21 protein-coding genes and 2 tRNA genes are annotated in these 23,687 nt (G+C 46.9%); 4 read left to right on the top strand and 19 right to left on the bottom strand.

Features of this window, described 5'->3' with window-relative positions:
- Positions 1 to 45: 45 nt before the first annotated feature.
- Positions 46 to 1,449, bottom strand: a complete 1,404-nt coding sequence (locus Q0612_RS00680) for a sodium:solute symporter family protein (protein ID WP_298879456.1) — start codon at positions 1,447 to 1,449, stop codon at positions 46 to 48.
- Between the two features lie 328 nt (positions 1,450 to 1,777).
- Here Q0612_RS00680 and Q0612_RS00685 point away from each other — a divergent pair.
- Positions 1,778 to 1,854 (top strand) — tRNA-Arg (locus Q0612_RS00685).
- Between the two features lie 209 nt (positions 1,855 to 2,063).
- On the opposite strand, the gene ptsP is transcribed toward Q0612_RS00685, so the two are convergent.
- The 9 genes from ptsP to Q0612_RS00730 all read right to left on the bottom strand — a co-directional run bounded on the left by ptsP (position 2,064) and on the right by Q0612_RS00730 (position 10,706).
- Positions 2,064 to 3,683: a phosphoenolpyruvate--protein phosphotransferase gene (ptsP, locus tag Q0612_RS00690; protein WP_298879459.1), complete on the bottom strand. Its 1,620-nt coding sequence runs from the start codon at positions 3,681 to 3,683 to the stop codon at positions 2,064 to 2,066.
- 36 nt (positions 3,684 to 3,719) lie between these two features.
- Positions 3,720 to 3,977: an HPr family phosphocarrier protein gene (locus tag Q0612_RS00695; RefSeq protein WP_293828058.1), complete on the bottom strand. Its 258-nt coding sequence runs from the start codon at positions 3,975 to 3,977 to the stop codon at positions 3,720 to 3,722.
- A gap of 88 nt (positions 3,978 to 4,065) precedes the next feature.
- Complete coding sequence (locus tag Q0612_RS00700; protein WP_298879467.1) at positions 4,066 to 5,970, bottom strand: fructose-specific PTS transporter subunit EIIC; 1,905 nt, start codon at positions 5,968 to 5,970, stop codon at positions 4,066 to 4,068.
- Positions 5,971 to 5,990: 20 nt separating this feature from the next.
- Positions 5,991 to 6,908, bottom strand: a complete 918-nt coding sequence (pfkB, locus tag Q0612_RS00705; RefSeq protein WP_298879469.1) for a 1-phosphofructokinase — start codon at positions 6,906 to 6,908, stop codon at positions 5,991 to 5,993.
- Positions 6,905 to 7,657, bottom strand: a complete 753-nt coding sequence (locus Q0612_RS00710; RefSeq protein WP_298879472.1) for a DeoR/GlpR family DNA-binding transcription regulator — start codon at positions 7,655 to 7,657, stop codon at positions 6,905 to 6,907. The genes pfkB and Q0612_RS00710 overlap by 4 nt, the downstream gene beginning before the upstream one ends.
- A gap of 211 nt (positions 7,658 to 7,868) precedes the next feature.
- Positions 7,869 to 8,396: a hypothetical protein gene (locus Q0612_RS00715; RefSeq protein WP_021719924.1), complete on the bottom strand. Its 528-nt coding sequence runs from the start codon at positions 8,394 to 8,396 to the stop codon at positions 7,869 to 7,871.
- Between the two features lie 12 nt (positions 8,397 to 8,408).
- Positions 8,409 to 9,053, bottom strand: a complete 645-nt coding sequence (locus tag Q0612_RS00720) for a coenzyme F420-0:L-glutamate ligase (protein WP_210684837.1) — start codon at positions 9,051 to 9,053, stop codon at positions 8,409 to 8,411.
- A 4-nt stretch (positions 9,054 to 9,057) separates the two neighbouring features.
- A complete protein-coding gene (locus Q0612_RS00725; RefSeq protein ID WP_009146111.1) occupies positions 9,058 to 9,483 on the bottom strand; it encodes a thioesterase family protein in 426 nt (141 codons plus the stop codon).
- Positions 9,484 to 9,578: 95 nt separating this feature from the next.
- Positions 9,579 to 10,706 carry an AI-2E family transporter gene (locus tag Q0612_RS00730; RefSeq protein ID WP_298879480.1) on the bottom strand — a complete coding sequence of 376 codons (1,128 nt, stop codon included), beginning with the start codon at positions 10,704 to 10,706 and terminating at the stop codon, positions 9,579 to 9,581.
- A gap of 150 nt (positions 10,707 to 10,856) precedes the next feature.
- Here Q0612_RS00730 and Q0612_RS00735 point away from each other — a divergent pair.
- Positions 10,857 to 10,931: transfer RNA gene (locus Q0612_RS00735), tRNA-Arg, on the top strand.
- A 794-nt stretch (positions 10,932 to 11,725) separates the two neighbouring features.
- Here the strand turns inward: Q0612_RS00735 and Q0612_RS00740 are convergent.
- The 7 genes from Q0612_RS00740 to Q0612_RS00770 form a co-directional block, all read right to left on the bottom strand.
- Positions 11,726 to 12,859, bottom strand: a complete 1,134-nt coding sequence (locus tag Q0612_RS00740) for a hypothetical protein (RefSeq protein WP_298879483.1) — start codon at positions 12,857 to 12,859, stop codon at positions 11,726 to 11,728.
- Between the two features lie 126 nt (positions 12,860 to 12,985).
- Entirely contained in the window at positions 12,986 to 13,342 is a 357-nt protein-coding gene (locus tag Q0612_RS00745) for a molecular chaperone Hsp90 (RefSeq protein ID WP_298879486.1), read from the bottom strand.
- A 220-nt stretch (positions 13,343 to 13,562) separates the two neighbouring features.
- Positions 13,563 to 15,173: a gamma-glutamyltransferase family protein gene (locus Q0612_RS00750; protein ID WP_367181674.1), complete on the bottom strand. Its 1,611-nt coding sequence runs from the start codon at positions 15,171 to 15,173 to the stop codon at positions 13,563 to 13,565.
- Between the two features lie 82 nt (positions 15,174 to 15,255).
- Positions 15,256 to 15,975 (bottom strand): amino acid ABC transporter ATP-binding protein, encoded by a 720-nt coding sequence (locus tag Q0612_RS00755; protein ID WP_044484609.1) that lies wholly within the window; start codon positions 15,973 to 15,975, stop codon positions 15,256 to 15,258.
- A gap of 8 nt (positions 15,976 to 15,983) precedes the next feature.
- Positions 15,984 to 16,634: an amino acid ABC transporter permease gene (locus tag Q0612_RS00760; RefSeq protein ID WP_009146117.1), complete on the bottom strand. Its 651-nt coding sequence runs from the start codon at positions 16,632 to 16,634 to the stop codon at positions 15,984 to 15,986.
- 52 nt (positions 16,635 to 16,686) lie between these two features.
- Positions 16,687 to 17,454, bottom strand: a complete 768-nt coding sequence (locus tag Q0612_RS00765; RefSeq protein ID WP_298879493.1) for a basic amino acid ABC transporter substrate-binding protein — start codon at positions 17,452 to 17,454, stop codon at positions 16,687 to 16,689.
- Positions 17,455 to 17,551: 97 nt separating this feature from the next.
- Positions 17,552 to 18,331 carry a basic amino acid ABC transporter substrate-binding protein gene (locus Q0612_RS00770; protein WP_367181672.1) on the bottom strand — a complete coding sequence of 260 codons (780 nt, stop codon included), beginning with the start codon at positions 18,329 to 18,331 and terminating at the stop codon, positions 17,552 to 17,554.
- Positions 18,332 to 18,830: 499 nt separating this feature from the next.
- Between Q0612_RS00770 and Q0612_RS00775 the strand changes: the two genes are divergently transcribed.
- A complete protein-coding gene (locus Q0612_RS00775; RefSeq protein ID WP_293828020.1) occupies positions 18,831 to 19,448 on the top strand; it encodes an HD-GYP domain-containing protein in 618 nt (205 codons plus the stop codon).
- Between the two features lie 100 nt (positions 19,449 to 19,548).
- Here the strand turns inward: Q0612_RS00775 and nrdG are convergent, their stop codons facing one another.
- Positions 19,549 to 20,088, bottom strand: a complete 540-nt coding sequence (gene nrdG, locus Q0612_RS00780; RefSeq protein ID WP_298879501.1) for an anaerobic ribonucleoside-triphosphate reductase activating protein — start codon at positions 20,086 to 20,088, stop codon at positions 19,549 to 19,551.
- A gap of 18 nt (positions 20,089 to 20,106) precedes the next feature.
- Positions 20,107 to 22,233, bottom strand: coding sequence for an anaerobic ribonucleoside-triphosphate reductase (gene nrdD, locus Q0612_RS00785; RefSeq protein WP_021720612.1), 2,127 nt, complete (start codon positions 22,231 to 22,233; stop codon positions 20,107 to 20,109).
- Positions 22,234 to 22,706: 473 nt separating this feature from the next.
- Between nrdD and Q0612_RS00790 the strand changes: the two genes are divergently transcribed.
- Positions 22,707 to 23,639, top strand: a complete 933-nt coding sequence (locus Q0612_RS00790) for a DMT family transporter (protein WP_298879505.1) — start codon at positions 22,707 to 22,709, stop codon at positions 23,637 to 23,639.
- The last annotated feature ends 48 nt before the right edge of the window (positions 23,640 to 23,687 follow it).

Consider the following 23,687-nt stretch of genomic DNA (forward strand, 5'->3'; position numbering starts at 1 on the left):
CAAGAACAACGGAGATGGCTTTTCAGCTTCAAATATACTTTTTATTTAGTTGCTTTCGGCAGCAACAGCTTTTTTAGCTGGGCAAATAACAGCTACAATAGCATAAGCAGCAATACATACCAGCCATTCCATGTAGATTACATTCGGGAAAATGCGTACTGCCGGGGTAAGCTGCCACAGCACCAGCAGCACCAAACCTGCCAGCAGAGTCCAGAAGCCTGCGGCTTTAGAAGCATACTGCGGGAAGAACAGCGCTACGATTACGATAACGCTGAAGGCAGCAGTCAAAGACAGACCAATCATAATCGTACCCAAAATACTAGATACGCTCATAGCAAGTCCCAAGGTAAGAATACCGCTGATAATGATGCAGGCACGTGTCATCAGCAGCTGACGCGCCTGGTCGCACTGCGGATTGATGAAGCGCTTGTAAATATCACTGGAGAACAGGGTACCAGCACTCAACAGCAGGTTGCAGGCGGTAGATACATCCGCAGCCCACAAAGCTGCCAGCGTAACACCTGCCAACACCGGCTGCAGGCCTACGATAACCTGCGGCAGCGCCAATGCAGCCTGCGCATCAGGATACATAGCCTTGGCAACAAGACCAAGGAAGGCAGCCAGAACGCCTACCGGCAGCATCAGAATGCCGCCCCAGACGAAGCCTTTTTTAGCAGTTGCAGCGTCTTTAGCGCCCAAAGAAATCTGCAGAATACTTTGCAGAGAAAGATTTACGGTAATCAAGGTTACAACCCAGCTGGTGATGGTTACAGGGCCAACACCATCAATGAAGCTGAACCAGGGTACATTAGCCGGTAACGCAGCAGCCAAATGATCCATGCTGCCAATTTTTTTGAACTGAATAATAGTTGCCGCTAAAATACCAACGTAAATCAGGATAATGTTCAATACATTAGACAAGGAAGCAGACCACATACCGCCGATAAAGGTAATACCGATAAAGGTGATGGCACTGACAATCATACCAGTGTGGAAATCAAAGATATCCGGCAGGATTGCGTGCAGAATACTGCCACCGGCAATGTATTGCAGGCTGATGATTACCAATTGAATAACAATCTGGCAGAAAACGCCTAAAATTACCGCGCCCTTAGTATGATGGCGTTCAATAAGCTCGGTGATAGTCGTAATGTTCTGCTCACGATATTTTTTTGCCATGAACAGGCCCATAACAATCGCACCCAAGGCCCAGGCAATCGTATACCAGCCGGCACTCAGACCAACACGGAAGGCGTGCTCGGAAACGCCGATAGTCGACGCACCACCGACAGCCAGACCAATGATAGTAACACAAATCAGAGGCGCAGAAAGTCTGCGTCCCGCAAGAGCAAAGTTTTCGTTGTTTCCTTCGCTACGTTTTTTAGCATACCAGCTGATAGCGAACAAAGCAACAATGTACAATATTAAGATGACTAAAGAAACAGGCACAAAAAATCCTCCTTTAAATTATACATGCCTGTTAAAGAAATACAACGTCATTGCTGGCAGTATCCCTATACTGCCTCACATCAGACCTAATCGTGCAGACTTCAACAACATATAATACAAAACCATTTGTGCTGTCATTACAATTCCCCATCGCCCATACTGGCAAGCATCCCTATGCAGACCTCATATGCGCCTCCTGATGCTTCCTTGCAAAGCAGCCACAGATATATTAGCTAAATTATAGCCCGACAAGCAAAAACAGTCAAGATTTTTTCTAAAAAAAGTATTGACAAAATATCGATTTGCCGTTAAAATAAATACTGTTGTTGGCCTCGTAGCTCAGCTGGATAGAGCGTTTGACTACGAATCAAAAGGTCGCAGGTTCGAGTCCTGCCGAGGTCACCATTTTGAGATTGACATCGCAAGAAATTGCGGTGTTTTTTTGTTTTTCTGATAAAAAATAATCCTTCGTATACAAAAAAAGAACCAGTCATACAACCAGTTCTCCCCAAAGCAACAACAAAGCATTGCCGCCGAAAGCTGCCCCTGATACTGCTCACGCATTATCAGGGGTATTTTCATGCGTTATATAGAAATATGAGTATGAGTAAAAATTACAGGCTGCGGATTTTTTTGCGCAGCGGCAGAATGGTTGCCGGACTTACGGAAAGCTCGTCCATGCCCATGCGTACAAATTCCTTCGTCAGGCTCAAATCAGCGCCTAGCTCGCCACAGACGCCGCACCAGATGCCTGCTGCATGCGCTCCCTGCACCGTCATTTCAATCAGGCGCAAAATTGCAGGATGGTGTGCATCAAAGAACGGCTCTAACCGCTGGTTCTGGCGGTCTATCGCCAAGGTATACTGGCTCAAATCGTTCGTACCGATGCTGAAGAAATCAACTTCCTTCGCCAGCTCCGCGCTTACCAGCGCTGCCGCCGGCGTTTCAATCATAATGCCGACTTCCATCTTCGAATCGTAGGATACGCCTGCATATTTCAGCTCTGCCTGCACCTCGCGCAGAATTTTGCGTGCCTTGCGCACCTCTTCTACGCTGATAATCATCGGGAACATCACCGCCAGCTTGCCATAGGCGGAAGCGCGGCAGATAGCGCGCAGCTGCGTAGCAAACAGCTCCGGTCTTTCCAGACAGATACGGATAGCGCGATAGCCAAGCGCCGGATTTTCCTCCTGCGGCAGTTCAAAATAATCAGCCTGCTTATCGGCACCGATATCAAGCGTACGGATAATTACGCGTTTGCCGGCCATTGCTTCCGCTGCCAGCTTATACTTTTCAAACTGCTGCTCTTCAGTCGGATAATCCTTACTTTCCAGGTAAATGAATTCGCTGCGGAAAAGGCCGATGCCCTCTGCATCGTTCGCCAGTACACTGGCTAAATCGCCCGTGCCGCCGATGTTAGCATATACATGCACCTGCTGACCGCCGCCGGTGATGCTCTTTTTGCCCTTGAGTTCCTCCAAGAGCTTTTTATGCTGTGCATCCTGCTCCATCTTTGCCTTGATGCGTTCCAACGTAGCCTCATCAGGATCAACGAAAACTTCGCCGGTATAGCCATCAACCGCTATCAGCTTGCCGTCATATTCTTCACCGATGCCGCTGCCTGTGTTGACAACCGCCGGAATGCCAATCGTACGCGCCAGAATTGCCGTATGGGAATTTACACTGCCTGCTGCCGTCACAAAGCCCTGTACACACGATTTATCAAGCTGCACAGTTTCGCTGGGTGCCAGGTCATCCGCTGCCAGAATATAGCTGCCGCTGCCGCTTTCCCAGCTGCTGCCTCCATCACCCAGACAGCCAAGCACCTTGTTGGAAATATCCTTGACGTCGGCAGCACGTGCACGCATATAATCATCTTCCATCGAAGAAAAAATTTCTGCAAAATTGGCGGCCGTCGTCTGTACCGCATATTCCGCATTAACCTGCTGCGTGCGGATAATACCCTCTACGGACTCAATATAATCAAGGTCCTCCAGCATCATCTGATGGATTTCAAAAATAGCGGCATTATCCTTGCCTACATCTACAACAGCCTTTTCATAAAGCTCTGCCAGCTTAGCAATAGCCTCCTGACGTGCTGCCTGAAAGCGTGCAACCTCAGTCTCGGCATTCTGCACCTTACGGCGTTTAACTGCTGCCGCATTACGACGCAATACAGCCAAGGTTCCCAGCGTAACGCCACCGCAAACGCCCTTACCCTTTAATGAAAGCATCTTATCACCTCGCGAAAAATCACTCTTACTGCGAAATTACAGGTTAGCTTTGAAGAAAGCCTCCAAAGCTGCTGCCGCTGCATCTTCATCCGCACCCTCGCAGGTAACAGTAATCTCTTCACCCTTTTTAACGCCCAGGGCCATAACACCGAAGATACGCTTCAAATCGCCTTTTTTGGCACCCTTGGCAATGGTGGTACTGCTGGCAAATTTGGCAGCCTCCTTCACGAGCAGTCCTGCCGGACGTGCATGGATGCCGGCCTCATCAGTAATAACATAAGTAAATTGTTGCATTTTTATTTCCTCCGTTTCACTAATAACAATATTCTGCCGCTAAATTCCTAAAATCCTATTTTTGTTTTTATCTTTTTTTCTCTATCTATTATTCGTTTACGTTCTGTTTAACAAACCCCATAAGCACAGCTGCCAGCACACTGCCTGCTGCCAAAGCTGCAAAATACATCGGCCAGTTCTGCACTACGCCAAAGACGAACACACCACCATGCGGTGCCGGGACGCTGCAGCCAAAGGCCATGGACAAAGCACCGGCCACACCACTGCCCAAAGCGCAGGTCGGAATTACGCGCAGCGGGTCACTTGCTGCAAAAGGAATTGCACCTTCGGTAATGAAGGACAGGCCCATGATAAAGTTGGTCACACCGGACTGACGCTCCTTAGAAGTAAATTTACTTTTAAACAGCATAGTGCACAGTGCAATTGCCAGCGGCGGAACCATACCGCCAATCATAACCGCAGCCATAATCTCGCTGCTTACAGCGCTGCCGTCGGCAGCAGCCAGGGAAGCAGTACCGAATACATAAGCTGCCTTGTTCAGAGGACCGCCGAAATCGATGGACATCATAGCTCCCAATACAAAGCCCATCATTACCTTACTGGTTGTGCTCATGCTTGCCAGCGCACCTGCCAGCCATTGGTTGAAGGCTGCAGTCGGCGGGTTAATAACGTAGGTCATCAATACGCCCATAAGCAGCAGGCCGATAACAGGATACAGCAGAATCGGCTTCAGGCCTTCCAGGCTGTCAGGCAGTACACTGAATACCTTGCGCAGTGCCAGAATCAGATAACCGCCGATGAAGCCTGCAAACAGCGCGCCGAAGAAGCCGCTGCCGCCGGAGGCTGCCAAAAAGCCGCCTACGATACCAAGCATCAGTGCCGGACGCTCGCCAATACTCATAGCGATATAGCCTGCCAGAATCGGCATCATCATGCTGAACGCCAAACCGCCGATATTCTTGAAGAAGGCTGCCAACGGCGTGCCGCTGCCAAACTTAGCCGTACCGGCAAATTCCATATCGAACAGGAAAGCCAGCGCGATAAGAATACCACCGCCGATTACAAACGGCAGCATGTGCGAAACGCCATTCATCAGATGCTTATAAATTTGTCTCCCCAGACTTTCCTCAGCATCTGCCACGTCACTGGTCGTTTCGCTGCCACCCTTGCCTGCGTAAGCAGGAACCTTACCGCTCAGAATCTCCTCGATAAGCTCCTTCGGCTTGTTGATACCGTCAGCTACCTTAACGAAGATAACAGGCTTGCCTGCAAAGCGCTCTACAGGCACGTTCTTGTCAGCAGCCACAATAATGCCTTCGGCTTCTTCAATCTCTGCCGCCGTCAGCTTATTCTTTACGCCGCCACTGCCATTGGTTTCAACCTTCATTGCAACGCCCATCTTACCGGCCATCTCCTGCAAAGCCTCTGCTGCCATATAGGTATGTGCAATACCGGTCGGGCAGGCAGTAACAGCCAGCACCTTGCGCTGCTGCGCAGGCTCCGCTGCCGGTGCTGCTTCTTCCTCGTCCTCAAACTTTTCGTTTTCGTATTTGTTGATAACTGACAAAAAGTCCTTAGCGCTGCCGGCATTCAGCAGCTCACTGCGAAAGTCATCATTCATCAGCAGCATGCTCAGGTGACTCAGCACATCAAGATGTACATTATCCTTCGTATCAGGTGCTGCAATCAGGAAGAACAGCTTCGCAGGCTCTCCGTCCAGACTGTCGAAGTCAACACCGTCCTTTACCAGCATAGCTGCCAGTCCCGGTGCCTTTACCGCACTCGTCTTGGCATGCGGAATGGCAATGCCCTCGCCGATACCTGTGCTGCCCTCCTCCTCACGGCGCAGCACGCAAGCTCTGTATTCATCCTTATCAAGCAGATTACCGCCGCTCTCCATCAGCGTAATCAAATGCTCCAGCGCTGCTGCCTTATCCTTAGGCTGCGCTTTCAGGTCAATGCTTTCTACCTTTAGCAAATCAACTATTTTCATCTTTTTTTGCCCCTTCTTTTTTATTTATTAGTCACGCCCTGTAAAATAATTTCATCAATATCCTCACGTGTTGCCAGCCAATCCTTAAACGCGCTTGCGCTGCCTGTGGCTACGCCCAAGCGCAGCGCTTCCTCATAATCCTGCGTTTTGAGATAGCCTGCCAAAAAACCTGCCACCATACTGTCACCGGCACCAACAGAGTTTACTAGCTTACCCTTCGGTGAAGCCATCATATGCTGCCTGCCATTTTCGTCCAACAGTACAGCACCGTCCGCTCCACGCGAAACCAGCACATTACGTGCTCCCTGCTGCTGCAGCTTCAGCGCAGCAGCAAGAATATCCTCCTCATTCAGCAGCGGTCCCCGGCCAAAGAACTTTCCTAATTCCTCATGGTTTGGTTTGATTAAAAACGGCTTATATTTCAGCACCTTGAGAAGCAAATCGCCGGTAGCATCTACCACAACCCGTGTGCAAGCAGGCTGCAGCAGCTCCAGAATCTGCTCATAAATATCATCCGGCAGCGAAGCGGGTATGCTTCCTGCCAAAACTAAAATATCATCCTGCGTCAGTCCCTGCAGCTTGGTGAAAAGCTTTTGCAGCTCCTCCTTGCTCAGCTGCGGACCCTGACCGTTCAGCGCCGTTTCCGAGTCCGAAATAATCTTCGTATTAATGCGCGAGTAGCCTTGACTGGCCTGAATAAAATCACAGCGGCAGCCTGCCTCCTGCAGCAGGCGTTCTATTTCTGCACCGCTGAAGCCGGCTGTAAAGCCCAAAGCTACCGATTGCAGCCCCAAATTTTGCAGCACCAGCGAAACATTGATTCCCTTGCCACCCGGATATATATTTTCTACTTGGGTGCGGTTAATCTCGCCTACCGCAAAATTATCAACCTTTACCACATAATCCAAGGAAGGGTTAAAGGTTACAGTGTAAATCAAAGCACAATCACCTCCGTATGCTGCTTATAAGGCTTAACGTTCAAGCCCTCCTGCGCAGCTGTAATAATCACGCCCTTGGACAAAGGGCCGAAGGACACATTCGACAGTGCCTCAAACTTGCTGGCATCTGCAAGCACATAGCATTTATGGCAATGCTCCATCGCCACGCGCTTATTCATGGCCTCCTCTATATCAGGAGTAGTGAAGCCCTCTTCCACCGTAATACCGTTGGTTCCGAAAAAGCCCTTGCTGAAATGATAATGCTGCAGGGAAGCAACCGCTTCCGTACCGATTACCGCATCAGTTGTCGCCTTTACGCGTCCTGCAAGCAGCAGTGTCTTCAGGCCGCGCTGAGCCAGCTTCTGTGCCAGCGTAATACCGTTCGTTACATAAACAGCATCCTTCTCCGTCAGATAGGTTGCCAGCTGCTCGGTTGTCGAGCCCGCATCAAGAAAAATAAAATCGTTGGGACGCACCAGCGTTGCCGCATACGCAGCAATTGTACGCTTATCTTCAATGTTACGACTGTATTTTTCCTGCATATTGCGCTCCTGCACAGGCTCCGCCTCGCGCACGGCAGTCGCACCACCATGCACCTTGCGTACCTTGCCCAAGCTGTCCAACTGCACCAAATCACGGCGGATAGTGGACTCAGAGGTTTCCAGAAGCCTTGCCAGCTCCGGTACTGTCGCCGCACCGTCACGCGTGACAATGCGGACAATTTCTTCAAATCTTTCTTGCGTTAACATGAGCATCTCTCCTCTTGCAGATATTATATAACCATTTTCACGCAAAATCAATCATTTTTGAGCAAAAATCCGCATTTTTTTGAATTATTTTTGCAGATTATCTTCAGCACTTCCAAGGCAAAGAAAAATGGATGCCTCTCCTATAGCAGAGAAGCATCCATCATAAAGTATCATTTATATAATTTTAAAGACAGTGCATAAAAGCGTCAGCTTATTTTACCAATGCACGCATTTCATCCGCAGTCAGAGTAAAGTATTCTTTTACGGTATAAAGCTCACGGCGACCGCGGCAATCAGCAAACAAAGCAACATCAACATCAGGAATATTTTCCATTGCTTCCTCTAAGCTCTTGCCGTTTTTGGCATAAGCCTCAAAGCGCAGGACAAACTTTTCGCCGGTACCTGCCGGAACCAGCATTGCTTCAAAATAATCATCCTCGCGCAGATAGCCCTCACGGTTAACCTTGCCACGCAGCAACACATCACTATACTGCTCCTGCGGCAGATAAATACGCATATAAGCATCCAGAATAGTACCTTCCTGCTTGCCTACGTTATCAAAAGGTACTTCTAAGGAAAAATCAATTCTGTCGGCATATACCTTATCCAAAACAGCCTTAGTGCGCTGCTTTACCAGCAGACGCATTACAGCATCACCCTGCATAGAAATATATACACCTACAATTATAACGCCCAAAATAAACAGTCCTACAAGGACTCCCACAATCGTCATCAGCATCTTGCTTCCTCCTTACGCCTTATGATAATCCTTGATAATGCAGATTGGTGTTTTTTCACTGCCGTTGCCAAAGGGATTATCAATGAGGATTTCCGCAACCTTATCCGGATCAACGCCCTTAGACCAGCCAAGCACTGCAGAGCGCTTCAAATCGTTAACGTCGGCAATAGCAGCGCCATAGCAGCCACAGGCCTTGGTAATAGCTTCAGCAACCTTTTCCGGTTCTGCCGGACCGTAAACAATATGCTTGTCATACGGAGGCATCGTGCCGGTAACGTCGTCAATCAGGCGAGCCTGCTTGCCTGCCATACGGTAGAAGGTACCGCTTACGCCTACGCATTTAGCAGCAAAGCCGCAAATTACGGCCCACAGAACGCGCGCACCGCCCTCTGCGTCAATCAAAGACTGCATGCTGTACCAGCTGCTGATACTGCCCTTAGCAGGGAACAGATGCGACAGCACCTTAGCCAGCGGCCCCGGATGGAACTCCTCACAGCGCATTGCTCTGCCCTGGGTAATTGCTACTACACTTTCGGCAGTGCAGACAACATCATTAGGGCCGATTTTATCCTTGGCATATTCCAAAATAGCATCACAGATATCATCGTGATGAGTCAAAATTCTTGTCGGCACAGGAACAATCTTATACTTTTCCATACTCTCACATCTCCTCCGCAGCCTTATCCGCTGCATATACCTTCTGAATTTTATCATACCATTCAGGCTTCAGACGGACAATGTGACCTTCATTATCGGTAAACACATTGCGCGTATGGCCTTCCACCGCTACAGCACCGTCGCGCAGACGGATAACAGTATAATCAAATTCCATTTTTGCTTTATTAAAGGCACTCATTTTTACCTGTACTTCAAAATCATCATCAAAGGTACAGGAATTTTTATATTTGGCGCGTACCTCGGTAATCGGGAAAATAACGCCATCAGCCATCAGCTCGCCCAGGGAAATACCGCAGGCACGCAGATATGCTACACGTCCCATTTCAAACCAGCGCAGATAGTTGGCATGATGCACAACACCCATCATATCAGTTTCAACAAAACGCACCTTATCTCGTATTGTAATCATAAAATCTCCTTTTCATCTTCAAGGCTGCCTGCAGATAACAGGCTTACAATCAATTTATTATTATAGCACTTTTAGCGCCAAGTGCCTAACAAATCTTATAAATTAGGTAAATTTTTCTCTGCCAGCAGATGCTTAACTTTTTCAGCCAGCAAAGCGTAAAGTACGGAAAACAGCGGTACGCAGACAATCATACCGGCAACACCGCCAAGGCTCGCGCCAATCGTCACCGCCGCCAGCACCCACAGCTCCGAAAGACCGACAGCCTTGCCCACAATCTTAGGATAAAGCAAATCAGCTTCGATGCGCTGCAGCACAATGTATAATATGATAAAATACCAAATTTTCTCCGGTGCGGCCACCAGTATTAAAAAACAGCCGATAAGAGCACTGATTAAGGTACCGAGAATCGGTATCAGGCTCAGCACCGCTACCAGCAGCGAAATCACTGTCGCATAGGGAAAGCCGCAAAGCTTCATGCCGACGAAATACATCACGCCCAAAAGCAGCGCCACTACCAGCTGCCCACCTACAAAGCCGCGGAAAATCTGCTCCGCCGTTTGCAAAACATGCAGGATATAAGCAGCGCGCTCCTTCGAGCAAAAGGCAAAAATTACCCGTTTAAAATTGCGCACTAGGCGATGCTTTTCCAGCAGACAATAAATTGCTACAACAAAACCGATAACACAGTTGGCGAGCACCTCAAAGAGTGAGGCTGTTGCCAAAAACGTCTGCTCCAGCAGTAAGCGCTTGTTGTTCTGCAAATAATTAAGCAGCGTCTGATAAACCTCCTTAGCCTGCGCCTGTACCACAGCCAGCTCGTCTGCAGAGAAGGAAAGCTCCTGCGCCTTCTGCTGCAGATAAATATTCAGCTTGGCCAACGCCGGCGGCAGCATCTTAACGAGCATTTTCATACTGGCGTGCAGCTCGGGCACAATCGTCAGCACAAAGAAGGCTAAAAAGCCAATGATAATCACAAGGCTTAAAAGCAGGCAAACGGGACGTTCAAAGCGCGACACGACGCTCTGCTTAAAAATCCTGCGCCAATATTGCTCCAGCTTGTTCATCAGCACGTTGACGATAAAAGCCATGCAACCGCCAATGACAAACGGAAGAATGATATCATATAAGCTGCCCAGCAAATGCAGGCTGACGCTGTAATTCCACAACGCCCAGATAAGTACAATTGCAAAGGCCAGCAGACAATACGGATTTTTATCTTTCATAAGCAACCTCTATTCAAAGCGCATGTCCAAGGTAATACATGCTTATTAAATTAATAATATTATTGTAACATATAAGCGCGCACAAGACAAAAAAGAAGGCTTTTCTTTGCATAAGTTTCACATCTGTGGTATAATTCCATTGTAGTTTTTGCGCCTGTAGCTCAGTGGATAGAGCAATGGTCTCCGGAACCGTGTGCGGAGGTTCGATTCCTCTCAGGCGCACCACAAAGAAAAGTACCCTTTCCATTTGTTTGGGAAGGGATTTTTTATGCACTAATATTATCGACCGGTTTTATATTCCTCTATATTCACTTTTCTGCAAACATATGTTAAAATTAGTTAGTACTACCACAGCGGTAGGCGGTTGCTCTCCTCGGAGGGCTTTGCGGCTCTCCTATTGCAAGAATCCATATCCTTATGGAAATCTACAAGAAAGAGGGTGGCGCCGATGAATATTCTTGAAGTCCTCGCATTATTAGGCTTCGGTTTGGCTTGTGTCAAATTCGGCTATGAACTCGGTAAAAACGCAAAAAAATAACCGCCCAGTCTCCAAACTTGCGGTTATTTTTTAACTACATGATTTAAAAGGCAACCGTCTATCGGTAGCACTTTTTCTATGTTTATTATACTATATCCAACAACTAAAGACAAGTAGTTTATAGCTTCGAAAATCGTTACAATACAAGCTTGCTATTTCTCTGTAACAATGTGCAAAGGTTCGATTCCTCTCAGGCGCACCGACTCGGTAAAAAAATAACCGCCCCGTCCTAGGAAAACGAGCGGTTATTTTCAACTAACATTTTCTAAAGGCAACCGCCTATCGGTAGCACTTTTTCTATGTTTATTATACTATATCCAACAGCTAAAGACCAGCAGTTTATAGCTTTGAAATTCGTTACATAACAAGCATACTATTTCTACGGAACCGTGTGCAGAGGTTCGATTCCTCTCAGGCGCACCAAACAGAAAAGTACCGCTAAGGCTTTTGAAAGGCTTTAGCGGTTTTTTGATGCTCATTTTCAGTTTAGCTTGCTCAAATAATTCTTCAGTCCACGCGCACGATTAGCAACTGCTTCGCTGATACGCGTAACGCGCTCTTTATCCAAATACGGACTTATCGATAAGGTATTGCGTACTATCTCAGCGCAAGCATCAATACCATTAATATCAACAAAACACTCTTTAACTAAGGTAAGCTGCTTTTTCTGCGAATCCTTAAACGGCATAGCAGGTAGCGCTGTTCCTATTTCGCTATTCAAGGATTCACACCACAGGCTTGTACCATTATCAAATAACGGTGCCGGACCTAGGAACTTCAAAGAATCAACATCACGGATAAAACCGAAATTACCATAATGCCTGTCGCTATTCTCAATCAGGTAATCCAGGCAAAGCATCTGTTGCAAATAGCTTGCAACATCAGGTATTTGCAAATAGTCGCAACATCTGAGGAAATGTCCGTAAGCAGAATCATTATTAGACCTTGGAAGAATATCCTTTACAAAATAAGCAGGCACAAATTCTGTTTCCGTAGTAATAAAATTAGGACACAGACACAGCGGGCGATTATCCTCTATAATAAGCTTATAGGGAACATGCTTAATCGCCAAAGCCTCCGCTACCTTAGCGGCAACAATTTCATTATATGGTTGCTGCAATAGCGGCACGGAACCTGCTTTGGCAAGATACGTAACGCCATGAATTTTTACCCATTTTTTCTTTAGCCAGCCATTGCTTGAAGCATCCGGCGTAAATGGGTTTATTGCAGGCCTGGAGGATTCCTTTTGGAAAAAAGCTTCTCCTAAATCGTTAATGAAAAAGTTAACCTCCTGCCATGTCAGCTCACTGCCAACAGGCTTCAGCCAATATTGATCGGACAGACTCAACCCCAAGCTGCGCTTGCTCAAAACCGCCGGAGATTCTACATCATACAAATGCAAAATATACCGCAATCCGTCGCGACTGGCAGGAATAATACGGCTACACCACCATTGATTTAATCTATCCACTAGCTTATTGAAATCATCGGTAAAAATACCTACAGGGAAGGCTTCTGGATTATATACCTGCAGCACTTCGGTTATGTAACCTGCAGCGGACATCGTTGTCTTAACCAACGGAATATTTTTATTCATAATTATATACTTATCCATGCTTTTCCCTCCTTCAGTATTTTTTATATTATACCGCAAGCAGCATTTTTTTGAAAGAAAATTATAACCGCCCGCATCTCACCTTCACCTGAGACACGGGCGGTTAATATTATTTTTGAAGATTAATTACAGCAGCTCAGCCTTTTTATCCAGAATTGCTTTGCAGGCAGCGCAGGCCGGGCAATCGCAATAGGCAGCACCGGCAGCCTTGATTTCCTTAGCATGTGCCAAAATATTTTTAGCCAGTTCAGCGCCGAAAACGCCAACGCCTGCTTCGGAACCAGCAAAAGCAATCAGGCCATCAATCGGCATGATGTCTGCTTCCAGCTCTGCAATATAAGCCTTGGTTACATCTGCTTCTTCCGCAGTACCAACAGCAGCCAGCCATTTTTCGGCAGCAGCCTTTGCTTCAGCGCTGCAGCTCGGAGCAGCAATCAAAGCTTCAGTTTGTTCTTTTACAAAATTCAAAGTTTCTTGTGTCATGATCTGTTAACCTCCTTGTGATGCAATGCGCATCATCTATACATATCATAGTACCAAATTGCAGTCCTGTAAAGTACGCACTTTCACGTGCGCTAGTTACCGCAAGGTTACTATTGCAGTATCCTACGCATGCCCATTCTCAGAAGAGCAGCTTGATGATAATTACATGTATACTGCAAGCAGCGAAAAGTATCATATTAATGCACCAAAACTTATAAAATTACCAGGCAGCCACTGTTCCGTCCGCACGCGGCTCCGTTGCGCCCGCCAGTACGCCGTCAGGGCAGCGCCAAATGATTTCGCCCCTGCCAAAGCTGGTGTAATCGCTCATAACGCGCACCTCATGACCTTGCTTGCGCAGCTGCTCCACTACCTCCGGCGCAAAGCGGTCCTCCAGCCACACCTCGCGTCCGTCAATCCACTGCCAGCGCGGCGCATCAAGCGCAGCCTGAGGATTCAGCAGAAAATCAATTGTATTCATCAACACCTGCACATGACCTTGCGGCTGCATATAGGCACCCATAACACCAAACGGACCAACTGCTTCACCGTCCTTAGTCAAAAAGCCTGGGATAATTGTATGATAAGGCTTCTTACGCGGCAGCAGGAAATCATCCGAAGATTCGTCCAGGCTAAAGCCTGCTCCTCTATCATTAAAGTTGATGCCATAACCAGGCAGCACAACGCCACTGCCAAAGTCTTTGTAGTTGCTCTGAATAAAGGAAACCATATTTCCTTCATTATCTGCAGTACACAGATAAACAGTACCGCCGCAGAAGGGCTTGCCTGCTTCCGGCAGCAAGGCCTGCTCGCCAATCAGCGCACGGCGTTTGGCAGCGTATTCCTCGCTCAGCATCGCCTCTACCTTCGTGCGCATATAGCGCGGGTCGGCAATATACTGCATACCATCGGCAAAGGCCAGCTTCATAGCCTCAATCTGCTTATGCAGCGTTGCTACGCTGTCACGTCCGTCAAAATCAAAACCCTTCAATATGTTCAAAGCCATCAGCGCCGTAATACCGTGACCGTTAGGCGGCATCTCCCACACATCATAGCCATGGTAATTAATATGCACCGGTTCAACAAATTCAGCACGATAATCAGCCAAATCCGCCAAAGTCAGGCAACCGCCGGTCTTTTCGCTGAAGTCGACAATTTTTTCGGCAAGCTCACCGCGATAATAGCTTTCGCAATAGCTTTCCGCCAACAGGCGCAGTGTTTTGGCATGGTCAGGCAAGCGCACCAGCTCGCCTGTACGCGGTGCCACCCCTTGAGGCGCAAATGTTGCAAACCAAGGTGCCACAGCAGGATTATCCTTATACGGCGCAAGTGCCTCAATTCCATCCTGCCAGAAGCGTGCTACTATCGGCGAAACAGGATACCCGTTTTCCGCATAATCAATAGCAGGTGCAAACAATTGTGCAAAGGGCAGACGACCGAAACGCTTGTGCAGCTCCGCCCAGGCTGAAGGCGCCCCCGGAACCGTCACAGCCTGCCAGCCTCTGAACGGCATTTTATCTGTATGTCCTGCAGCACGCACTACCTCCGCCGTCAGGTTCTGCGGCGCATAACCGCTGCCGTTGATGCCATAAAGCTTATCCTTTACCCAGACAATCGCAAAGCAGTCGCTGCCCAGACCGTTATTCGTAGGCTCCACTACGGTCTGACAAATTGCTGTGGCTATGGCGGCATCTACCGCGTTGCCGCCCTGCTGCAAAATCTGCAGGCCGGCCTGAGATGCCAATGGCTGCGAGGTGCAAACCATCCCGCGTCTGCCATAAACTACGCGACGGCGCGAAGCGTAGGGATATTGTTTTCCGTCGAATTGCATTTGCATAGTTATCACTCCATAAATGATGATTAGTTGAAAAAAGCACACCTTTACAGATGTGCTTTTAATAAAAATCAAGTAATTATAAAATCTTAGACAGGAAGTTTTTGGTGCGTTCTTCTTTCGGATTGCCAAAAATCTCCTCAGGAGTTCCTTCTTCCAAAATTTTGCCGCCGTCTACGAAGCATACACGGTCGCCAACCTCACGGGCAAAGCCCATTTCGTGAGTAACAACAGCCATGGTCATGCCTTCGTTAGCCAGCTGCTTCATAACGTCCAGAACCTCGTTAACCATTTCCGGGTCAAGAGCACTGGTAGGCTCGTCAAACAGCAAAGCTTTCGGCTTCATGCACAGCGCACGCGCAATAGCAACACGCTGCTGCTGACCACCGCTGAGCTGGTCGGGATAATTGTTGGCTTTGTCTTCCATGCCAACCTTTTTCAGGTACATATGCGCAGTCTTTTCTGCTTCATCCTTAGAAACGCCACGCACCTTCATCGGTGCCAGCATCAGATTCTGCATAACAGTCATATGCGGGAACAGATTAAAGCGCTGGAATACCATGCCGACTTCCTTACGGATTTCGTTGATATTAGCCTCACCGTTCAGAGGAATACCGTCGATAACGATGCTGCCGCCGGTAGGCTCCTCCAAAAAGTTGATACAACGCAACAGAGTACTCTTACCACTGCCGCTGGGGCCGATGATAACAACAACCTCTTTTTCCGCAATCGTCAAGTTTACGCCCTTGAGTACGTGCAAATCACCAAAGCTTTTCTTCAAATCTTTGATTACAATCATTTCCTTGCTCATTTCGTGTCAAACCTCCGCTCCAGATAACCGGTAAACCTTGCAACGGCAAAGGTCATAATCAGATAGATAATAGCTACAGCCATCCAGATTTCAAAGGAAGCGTAGGTACGGGCAATAATCAGCTGACCGCGACGAGTCAGCTCTTCGAAGCCGATAACGGAAACCAGAGAGGAATCCTTCAGCATCGCAATAAATTCATTGCCCAGAGGCGGAATGATGCGCTTGAAGGCCTGCGGCATGATGATATAGCGCATAGTCTGCGCCCAGGTCATACCAAGGCTGCGTCCTGCTTCCATCTGGCCCTTGTCGATAGACTGAATGCCGGCACGGAAGATTTCGGCAACATACGCACCGCTGTTGATAGAGCAGGCGGAAATTGCTGCCACAAACGGATCAACACGGCTGCCGATAATATTCGGCAATGCAAAATACACGAGGAAGATTTGTACCAACAGCGGGGTGCCGCGGATAAAATCGACATAAACATTGGCAAAATAACGCAACGGCTTAATGCTGCACAAGCGCGCAATACCGATCATGCAGCCAATCAACAGACCGAAGGTAACGCTCATCGCCGTAATCTCTACGGTAATAGCGGCACCGGCCAGCAAAAGCGGAAACGAATTTGCCATAAGCTCAAAATTCATATTCTCCCAATCCCTTCTAAATTCTTAGTTTCAGGCCGGAGATAACTACTGCTTATTTTTTCTCTCCAAACCATTTAGTATAAAGCTTATCATATTCGCCGCTCTTTTTCAATTCAGCTAAAGCTTTATTTAAATCGCCAGCCAGCTTGCTGCCTTTTTTAACAGCAATACCGTAAGGCTCAGCTTCCATTCTTTCACCAACAGTTTTAGCAAAGTTCTTGCCTGCTTTGGTCATATAGTATTCAATAACCGGTGCATCACCGATTACAGCATCAGCACCGCCGTTTTTCAACTCCAGAGAAGCCTCGTCCTGAGTATTGAATGCCTTTACCTTAGCGCCTTCAACAGTTCTGGATTTGTTTTCACCGGTAGTACCGATTTGGCAGGCAATAGTTTTGCCCTTCAAATCATCGATGGATTTTACATTGCTGTCTTTACGTACCATGATCATCAGACCGGAGGTGTAATAGGATTCAGTAAAATCAACAACCTTTTTACGCTCGTCGGTAATGGTCATACCGGCAATAGCAACATCAATATTGTTGGAATTCAGCGCCGGAATCAGAGCATCGAAGCCCATGCTTACCATTTCAACCTTGTAGCCCATTTGCTTACCAAGAGCTTCAATCAGTTCAATATCAAAGCCGGTCAGATCCTTGCTGCCTTCTTTAGGAAATTCAAACGGTGCAAATACAGGCTCAGTGCCGACACGCAAAACCTTTGCGCTGTCAGCAGCCTTTTTTTCCTCACCGCCGCAGCCGGTCAGCAGCATGCTGCAGGCCATAATAGCCATCATTAAAAATACTAATACCTTTTTCATTTGTTGGTCCCCCTCATTTTTTCTTCTCTAATTCTTTAATATCAAACGGAGCACGTCCGGCAATTAAACCCTGTCGTGCTCCGTAGTGAACAAAATATTATTTCTTTACTTCACCAAACCAGGTTTTGTAAATCTTGTCATATTCACCATTTTTCTTCAACTCAGCCAAAGCCTTGTTGATTTCGCCCGCAAGCTTATCATTACCTTTTTTTACAGCCAGACCATATTGCTCTGCTTCCATGATATCACCAACAGTCTTCATGCTGTTGTTGCCACCCTGTGCCAGGTAATAACCAACAACAGGACTATCATTGATAATCGCATCAACGCCTTTGTTTTTCAGTTCCATAACAGCTTCATCATTAGTGTTGAAAGCAGTTACTTTAGCGTTAGCAACTTTTCTTGCATTCTTTTCACCAGTGGTACCGATTTGGCAGGCAATACGTTTGCCTTCCAGATCTTTAACGCTCTTAACTTCGTTGTTGTCCTTATTTACCATAACGATCAGGCCAGAAGTATAATAAGGCTCAGAGAAGGTAACAGCCTTTTGACGCTCTTCGTTAATGCTCATGCCTGCAGCAACAACATCAATGTTACCGGAGTTCAGTGCCGGAATCAAAGCATCAAAGCCCATGCTGACAATTTCAACCTTGTAGCCCATTTGCTTGCCGATAGCACGTGCCAGATCCATGTCAAAGCCATCATAGCTTTTGCTGCCCTCTTTTTGGAATTCAAAAGGTGCAAAGGTCGGTTCTGTACCAACACGCAGTACCTTTTCCGGTTCAGCGGCTTTTTTATCGCCACCGCCACAGCCGGCAATCATCATAGACGCAGCAGCCAAAACTGCCATAACTAAAAATAAAATCTTCTTCATCATCAATTTCCCCTTTCGATATTGTAAGCCATTTTGAGATACGTACATTATATACCTAAATTCCCGCAAGGTAAAGTATTTTTATGAAAAAAATCGGTATAAAAATAAAAATTTGCTGCATTTTTTTTCAAAATGCAGCAAACTGTAATTTAGGTAACAAAAAAACAACTCAGCTGACCTGGTTTTCGCCCCCACACTCGCCTGCTGGAAGGTTCGCTCCTAAGCATTGCGCTCCCCACTACTACCTCTCTCGCCCATAATTTTTTTGCGGCAGGACTTACTTCTAAGCTGCACCGTGCTCACAGCAAAATTCTGCTGCTTACGTGGATCGTTTCGCCTGCAACTGGCATCGACTTGCAACCACAGACCTGAGTTGTCCTATTTATTATAATGGCTAAAAAATTTTTTTGCAAGTCAATCGGCCTGCATACTTTTATCTTTTGTCAAAAAGTGCTATACTATTTGTACTCGATATTGAACGGATAAAAAGGAAATATGCTTTATGATTGCTATACCACAATGCCTGGACTTTGCAGATGCTCGCCTGACGAAGGATATCTGCGAGTTCTATTTAAGAATGCTGGAAATTAAAAATAGGGAAATTTATCTGCATAGCCAGCAGGTTGCCAATTATTCTGCCAGCACGGCAGCTAAGCTAGGTCTGCCTGCCAGCGAGGTTTCGCAGATAAAAACAGCAGCACTGCTGCACGATATCGGTCAGCTTTCCGTACCCAATATTATTTTGGCTAAGCTGCCGTTTCTTTCTACGCGCGAGCAGTCTATTTATAAACGTCACTGCATTGCAGGCTCCAGCATGCTGGAGAACATTCCCGGCTTTGATACCATCAGCGATATCATCCGCGCCCACCACGAAAAATGGGATGGTACAGGTTATCCCAAACGCCTTAAGGGACAAAATATTCCTATCGGTGCACGCATAGTTGCTGTTGCCAACTATTATGACCGCAACCTTAACCCCTGCACCCAGCATTGGCAAAAAACTCACGCCGACGCTATCATCGAGCTGCAGAACAAGGCAGGCCTTGATTTTGATCCGGCAATAGTTAAAGCCTTTATTGAATCAGTTATCCCACAATCATTACGCACACAACTAAAATAGCATTGTCAGTCCTGCTAAGACCGACAATGCTATTTTCTTTCACAAAGCTTCCCTGCATCTTTATGCCGGGAAGCTTTGCTGTTTATTGTTTTGTATATTGCTAGATGCTTAAGCCTTCGCCATCATCCCATTGTACAATGCCATCTGCCTTCAGCGATTCCTGCACCAGGATTACACGCTGGTTTTCGCTGCCGCGAAAGCGCAGATTAGGATTTTTCAGCTCCAGCTTAAATTCTCCGTCTACCAGTACGTCAATGTAGGACAACATTTCCTCAGTGATTTCCCAAGGACCGAGATTACCGGTCAGCATATCCTTTTCGAAATTATAACCGCTGTAGCACCAGATATCCTTCTTGGGGAAGCGTTCCCTTACCTTACGCAAGAACGGCAAAAGTGCTGCCTGATTAGCAGGCTCAAAGGGTTCGCCGCCCAAAAGCGACAGACCGCGGATATGCTCGTTATCCAACAGCTCCAACAAATGCTCTTGCGTTGCTTCCGTAAAAGGCTGGCCGTAATTAAAATTCCAGGATTCCGGGTTAAAGCAGCCCTTGCAATGATGCGTACAACCGCTGACAAACAACGATACACGCAAACCCGGTCCGTTAGCAATATCCAGATTTTTTATTTCTGCGTAATTCATACGCCCTCACCTCGCAAATTACAGATGCATTACTCTGGCTTTGATTTCCTTGGTCTTGCCTACATTCCAGAAGTTCTCTCCCAGATAACCGCAGGTACGGCGGATAACCGTCATCTTGGAGTGATCCTTGTTGTGGCATGCGGGGCATTCCCACTCATTGTCATCATTAATGGTAATTTCACCGTCAAAGCCGCAAACATGGCAGTAATCGGATTTGGTATTAAACTCTGCATACTGGATGTTATCATAAATGAATTTGACAACCTCTTCCAATGCTTCGGTGTTGTGACGCATATTAGGAATTTCTACATAAGAAATCGCACCGCCGGAGGAAATATTCTGGAACTGGCTTTCAAATTTAAATTTGCTGAAAGCATCAATCTTCTCGCGTACATCAACATGATAGGAGTTAGTATAGTAGCCCTTATCGGTAACATCCTCAATCGTGCCGAAACGTTCCTTGTCGATACGTGCGAAGCGGTAGCAAAGACTTTCTGCCGGTGTACCGTACAGACCGAAGCCAAGGCCAGTCTGTGCCTTCCATTTATCGCAGGCACCGCGCAGACGGTTCATAACGCGCAGGGCAAAATCCTCGCCTGCAGGATCGGTATGGCTTACGCCCTTCATCAGCTTGGTCAGCTCATAAAGACCGATATAACCAAGAGAGATAGTAGAGTAACCGTTTTCCAGATACTTGTCTATTGTTTCGCCCTTACCAAGACGGGCAATAGCACCGTACTGCCAATGTACAGGGCTGACATCGCTCTTGATGCCCTTCAGTGCATTGTGGCGGCACATGAGAGCTTCAAAGCACAGCTCCAGACGCTCATCCAGCAGTTTCCAGAACTTCTGCTCATCGCCTTTGGCAACAATGCCAATCTGCGGCAGGTTCAGAGAAACTACGCCCTGATTGAAGCGACCTTCGAATTTATAGTTACCGTTTTCATCCTTCCACGGAGACAGGAAGCTGCGGCAGCCCATCGGGGAGAATACATTGCCTTCGTAGTTTTCACGCATCTTCTTGGCGCTGATGTAATCGGGATACATACGCTTAGCGCTGCATTTTACTGCCAGACGTGTAATGTAATCGTACTTGCCGCCCTTCAGGCAGTTATGCTCATCCAGAACATAAACCAGCTTCGGGAAGGCCGGGGTTACATAAACGCCCTTGTCATTTTTAATGCCCTGCAGACGCTGACGCAGAATTTCTTCCACAATCATAGCGTTTTCCTTCAGATACGGATCATCCTTCTGCAGATTCAAAAACAGGGTAACAAACGGAGATTGACCATTAGTGGTCATCAAGGTATTGATCTGATACTGAATGGTCTGTACGCCGCCCTTCAGCTCGTAGCGCAGGCGCTCATTTGTCAGACGCTCCAGAGTTTCGTCATCAATGTTGCCTCCGGAGGTTTCCTTGATGCTCTTTTTAAACTTTTCGTAGCTCTTACGCAGATATTTGCCCAGATGACGGATATCAACAGACTGACCGCCGTACTGGCTGGAAGCAACGGATGCAATAATCTGTGTCATAACGGTGCAGGCAACCTGGAAGCTTTTAGGGCTTTCAATCATTTTGCCGTTCATAACCGTGCCGTTATCCAGCATATCGCCGATATTAATCAGGCAGCAGTTGAAAATAGGCTGAATAAAATAGTCAGCATCATGAAAATGCAGCACGCCTTCTTCATGCGCCTTGGAAATCTTTGCCGGCAGCATGATACGCTTTGTCAAATCCTTGGAAACTTCACCGGCAATCAGGTCGCGCTGAGTAGCAGCCATCGTTGCATTTTTATTACTGTTCTCTTCCATTACGTCCTTATTGCTGTTGCGGATTAAGGACAGAATAGAATCGTCGGTAGTGTTAGCCTTACGCACCAAAGCACGTTTATAACGGTAAATAATATACTGCTTGGCCAATTCAAACTTACCGGCATCCATCAGGCTATGCTCTACCATATCCTGAATGTCTTCTACAAGCAGGCGCATACGGTTACGAGATTGTACGCTATCCGCAATTTCCTGGATTTTATCCTCCTCAATACGAAATTCCGGTTCTACGGCAGCATTGGCTTTTTGAATAGCAACGACAATCTTTGCGGCATCAAAATCTACTGTTGTGCCATCGCGCTTAATTACTTTCATAACCTTTCAGCATCCTTTCTTGTAAAAATCAAAGTTATAAATCAATATCTTCGTATAATAACTAAGAGCAAAAATCCATAAGTTATTCTTAAAATACACCTATACGTTATTCAAGGCTCTGACCGTAACGGTCAAAGCCTTGTCTTAATCATAAAAAACAGCTACGGTTCAGCGTAGCATTTTCTGTAGCTTTATTCTACCACAATATGTCGTAGGTGTCAAAGATAAATTCATCAATATGTTGATAAAATTCTTTGTAGACGATTTTTTCGCCAATTTAGCATTTCGCCTTATTTTTCCTATTTTCAGCTAATCGCTTTACAAAAAAGTCCTGCGAGAGGAAATGTTCCGCAGAAAAACAGCTAAAAATTATCCCTTCAGCAGCGATTTTTCAAGCTGTTACCTTTGTACACGCATTGCAAAATATGGTATAATTATCTTCATCTTATTGTTTTGTTATAGGGGTGTTGTTTATGAATAATTCATCAGCAAATAATCACAGTACACGCGGCGTTCTCATGCTCACCTTGTGTGCCTTCATCTGGGGTACTGCCTTTATCGCGCAAAGCGTCGGCGGCGATTACGCCGAACCGTTAACCTTCAACTGCGCGCGCAGTGTTTTAGCTACTGTCTTTTTATTTGGCTGCTGTCTATTGTTCGACAAAGTGGCAGGTAAGCGCTTTACTGTTTTAGGCAGTGATGACCCTATTTATAAAGAACGTCTGCTTAAGGGCGGCATCACCTGTGGTCTTTTCCTCTCACTCGCCTGCTTTTTCCAGCAGCTTGGCATAATGTACACCACCGTAGGCAAAAGCGGCTTTATTACAGCACTCTATATCATTCTGGTACCTGTTTTGAGCTATATCTTCTACCGTCGCTCCGTTTCCCTGCTGCAGGGCCTCAGCGTTTTTGTAGCAGCCGTAGGCATGTACTTCATCTGCATCAACGAAGGCTTCTCTATCAACAAAGGTGATTTATACACCCTCATCTGCGCTTTCTGCTTTGCCGCACAGATTATCGCCATAGAAAATATCATTAAAAATCTTGATGGCGTGCGCCTGTCACTCATACAATTTATGACCTGCACCGTTGTCAACGGTGTGCTGATGTTTATTTTCGAAACACCATCCATGAGCAATATTATTGCAGGCTGGGCACCTATCGCCTACGCCGGTATCATGTCCAGCGGTGTAGCCTACACGCTGCAGATTGTCGGTCAAAAACATGTCAGCTCCCTTGTTGCCTGCATGCTGATGAGTCTGGAATCAGCCTTCGCACTGGTAAGCGGCTGGCTTATTTTGGAACAGGCTATGAGCAGCCGTGAAATCTTTGGCTGTGCTCTGGTTTTTGCAGCCATTACGCTGGCACAACTGCCGGAAGAAATACTGGGATTAAAGAAGCGCTAAGCCTTACACTTAAAATAAATTGACAAAGAAAAAATAATTTCCTATAAT

The sequence above is a fragment of the uncultured Phascolarctobacterium sp. genome, assembly GCF_937920985.1.
GTDB lineage: Bacteria > Bacillota > Negativicutes > Acidaminococcales > Acidaminococcaceae > Phascolarctobacterium_A.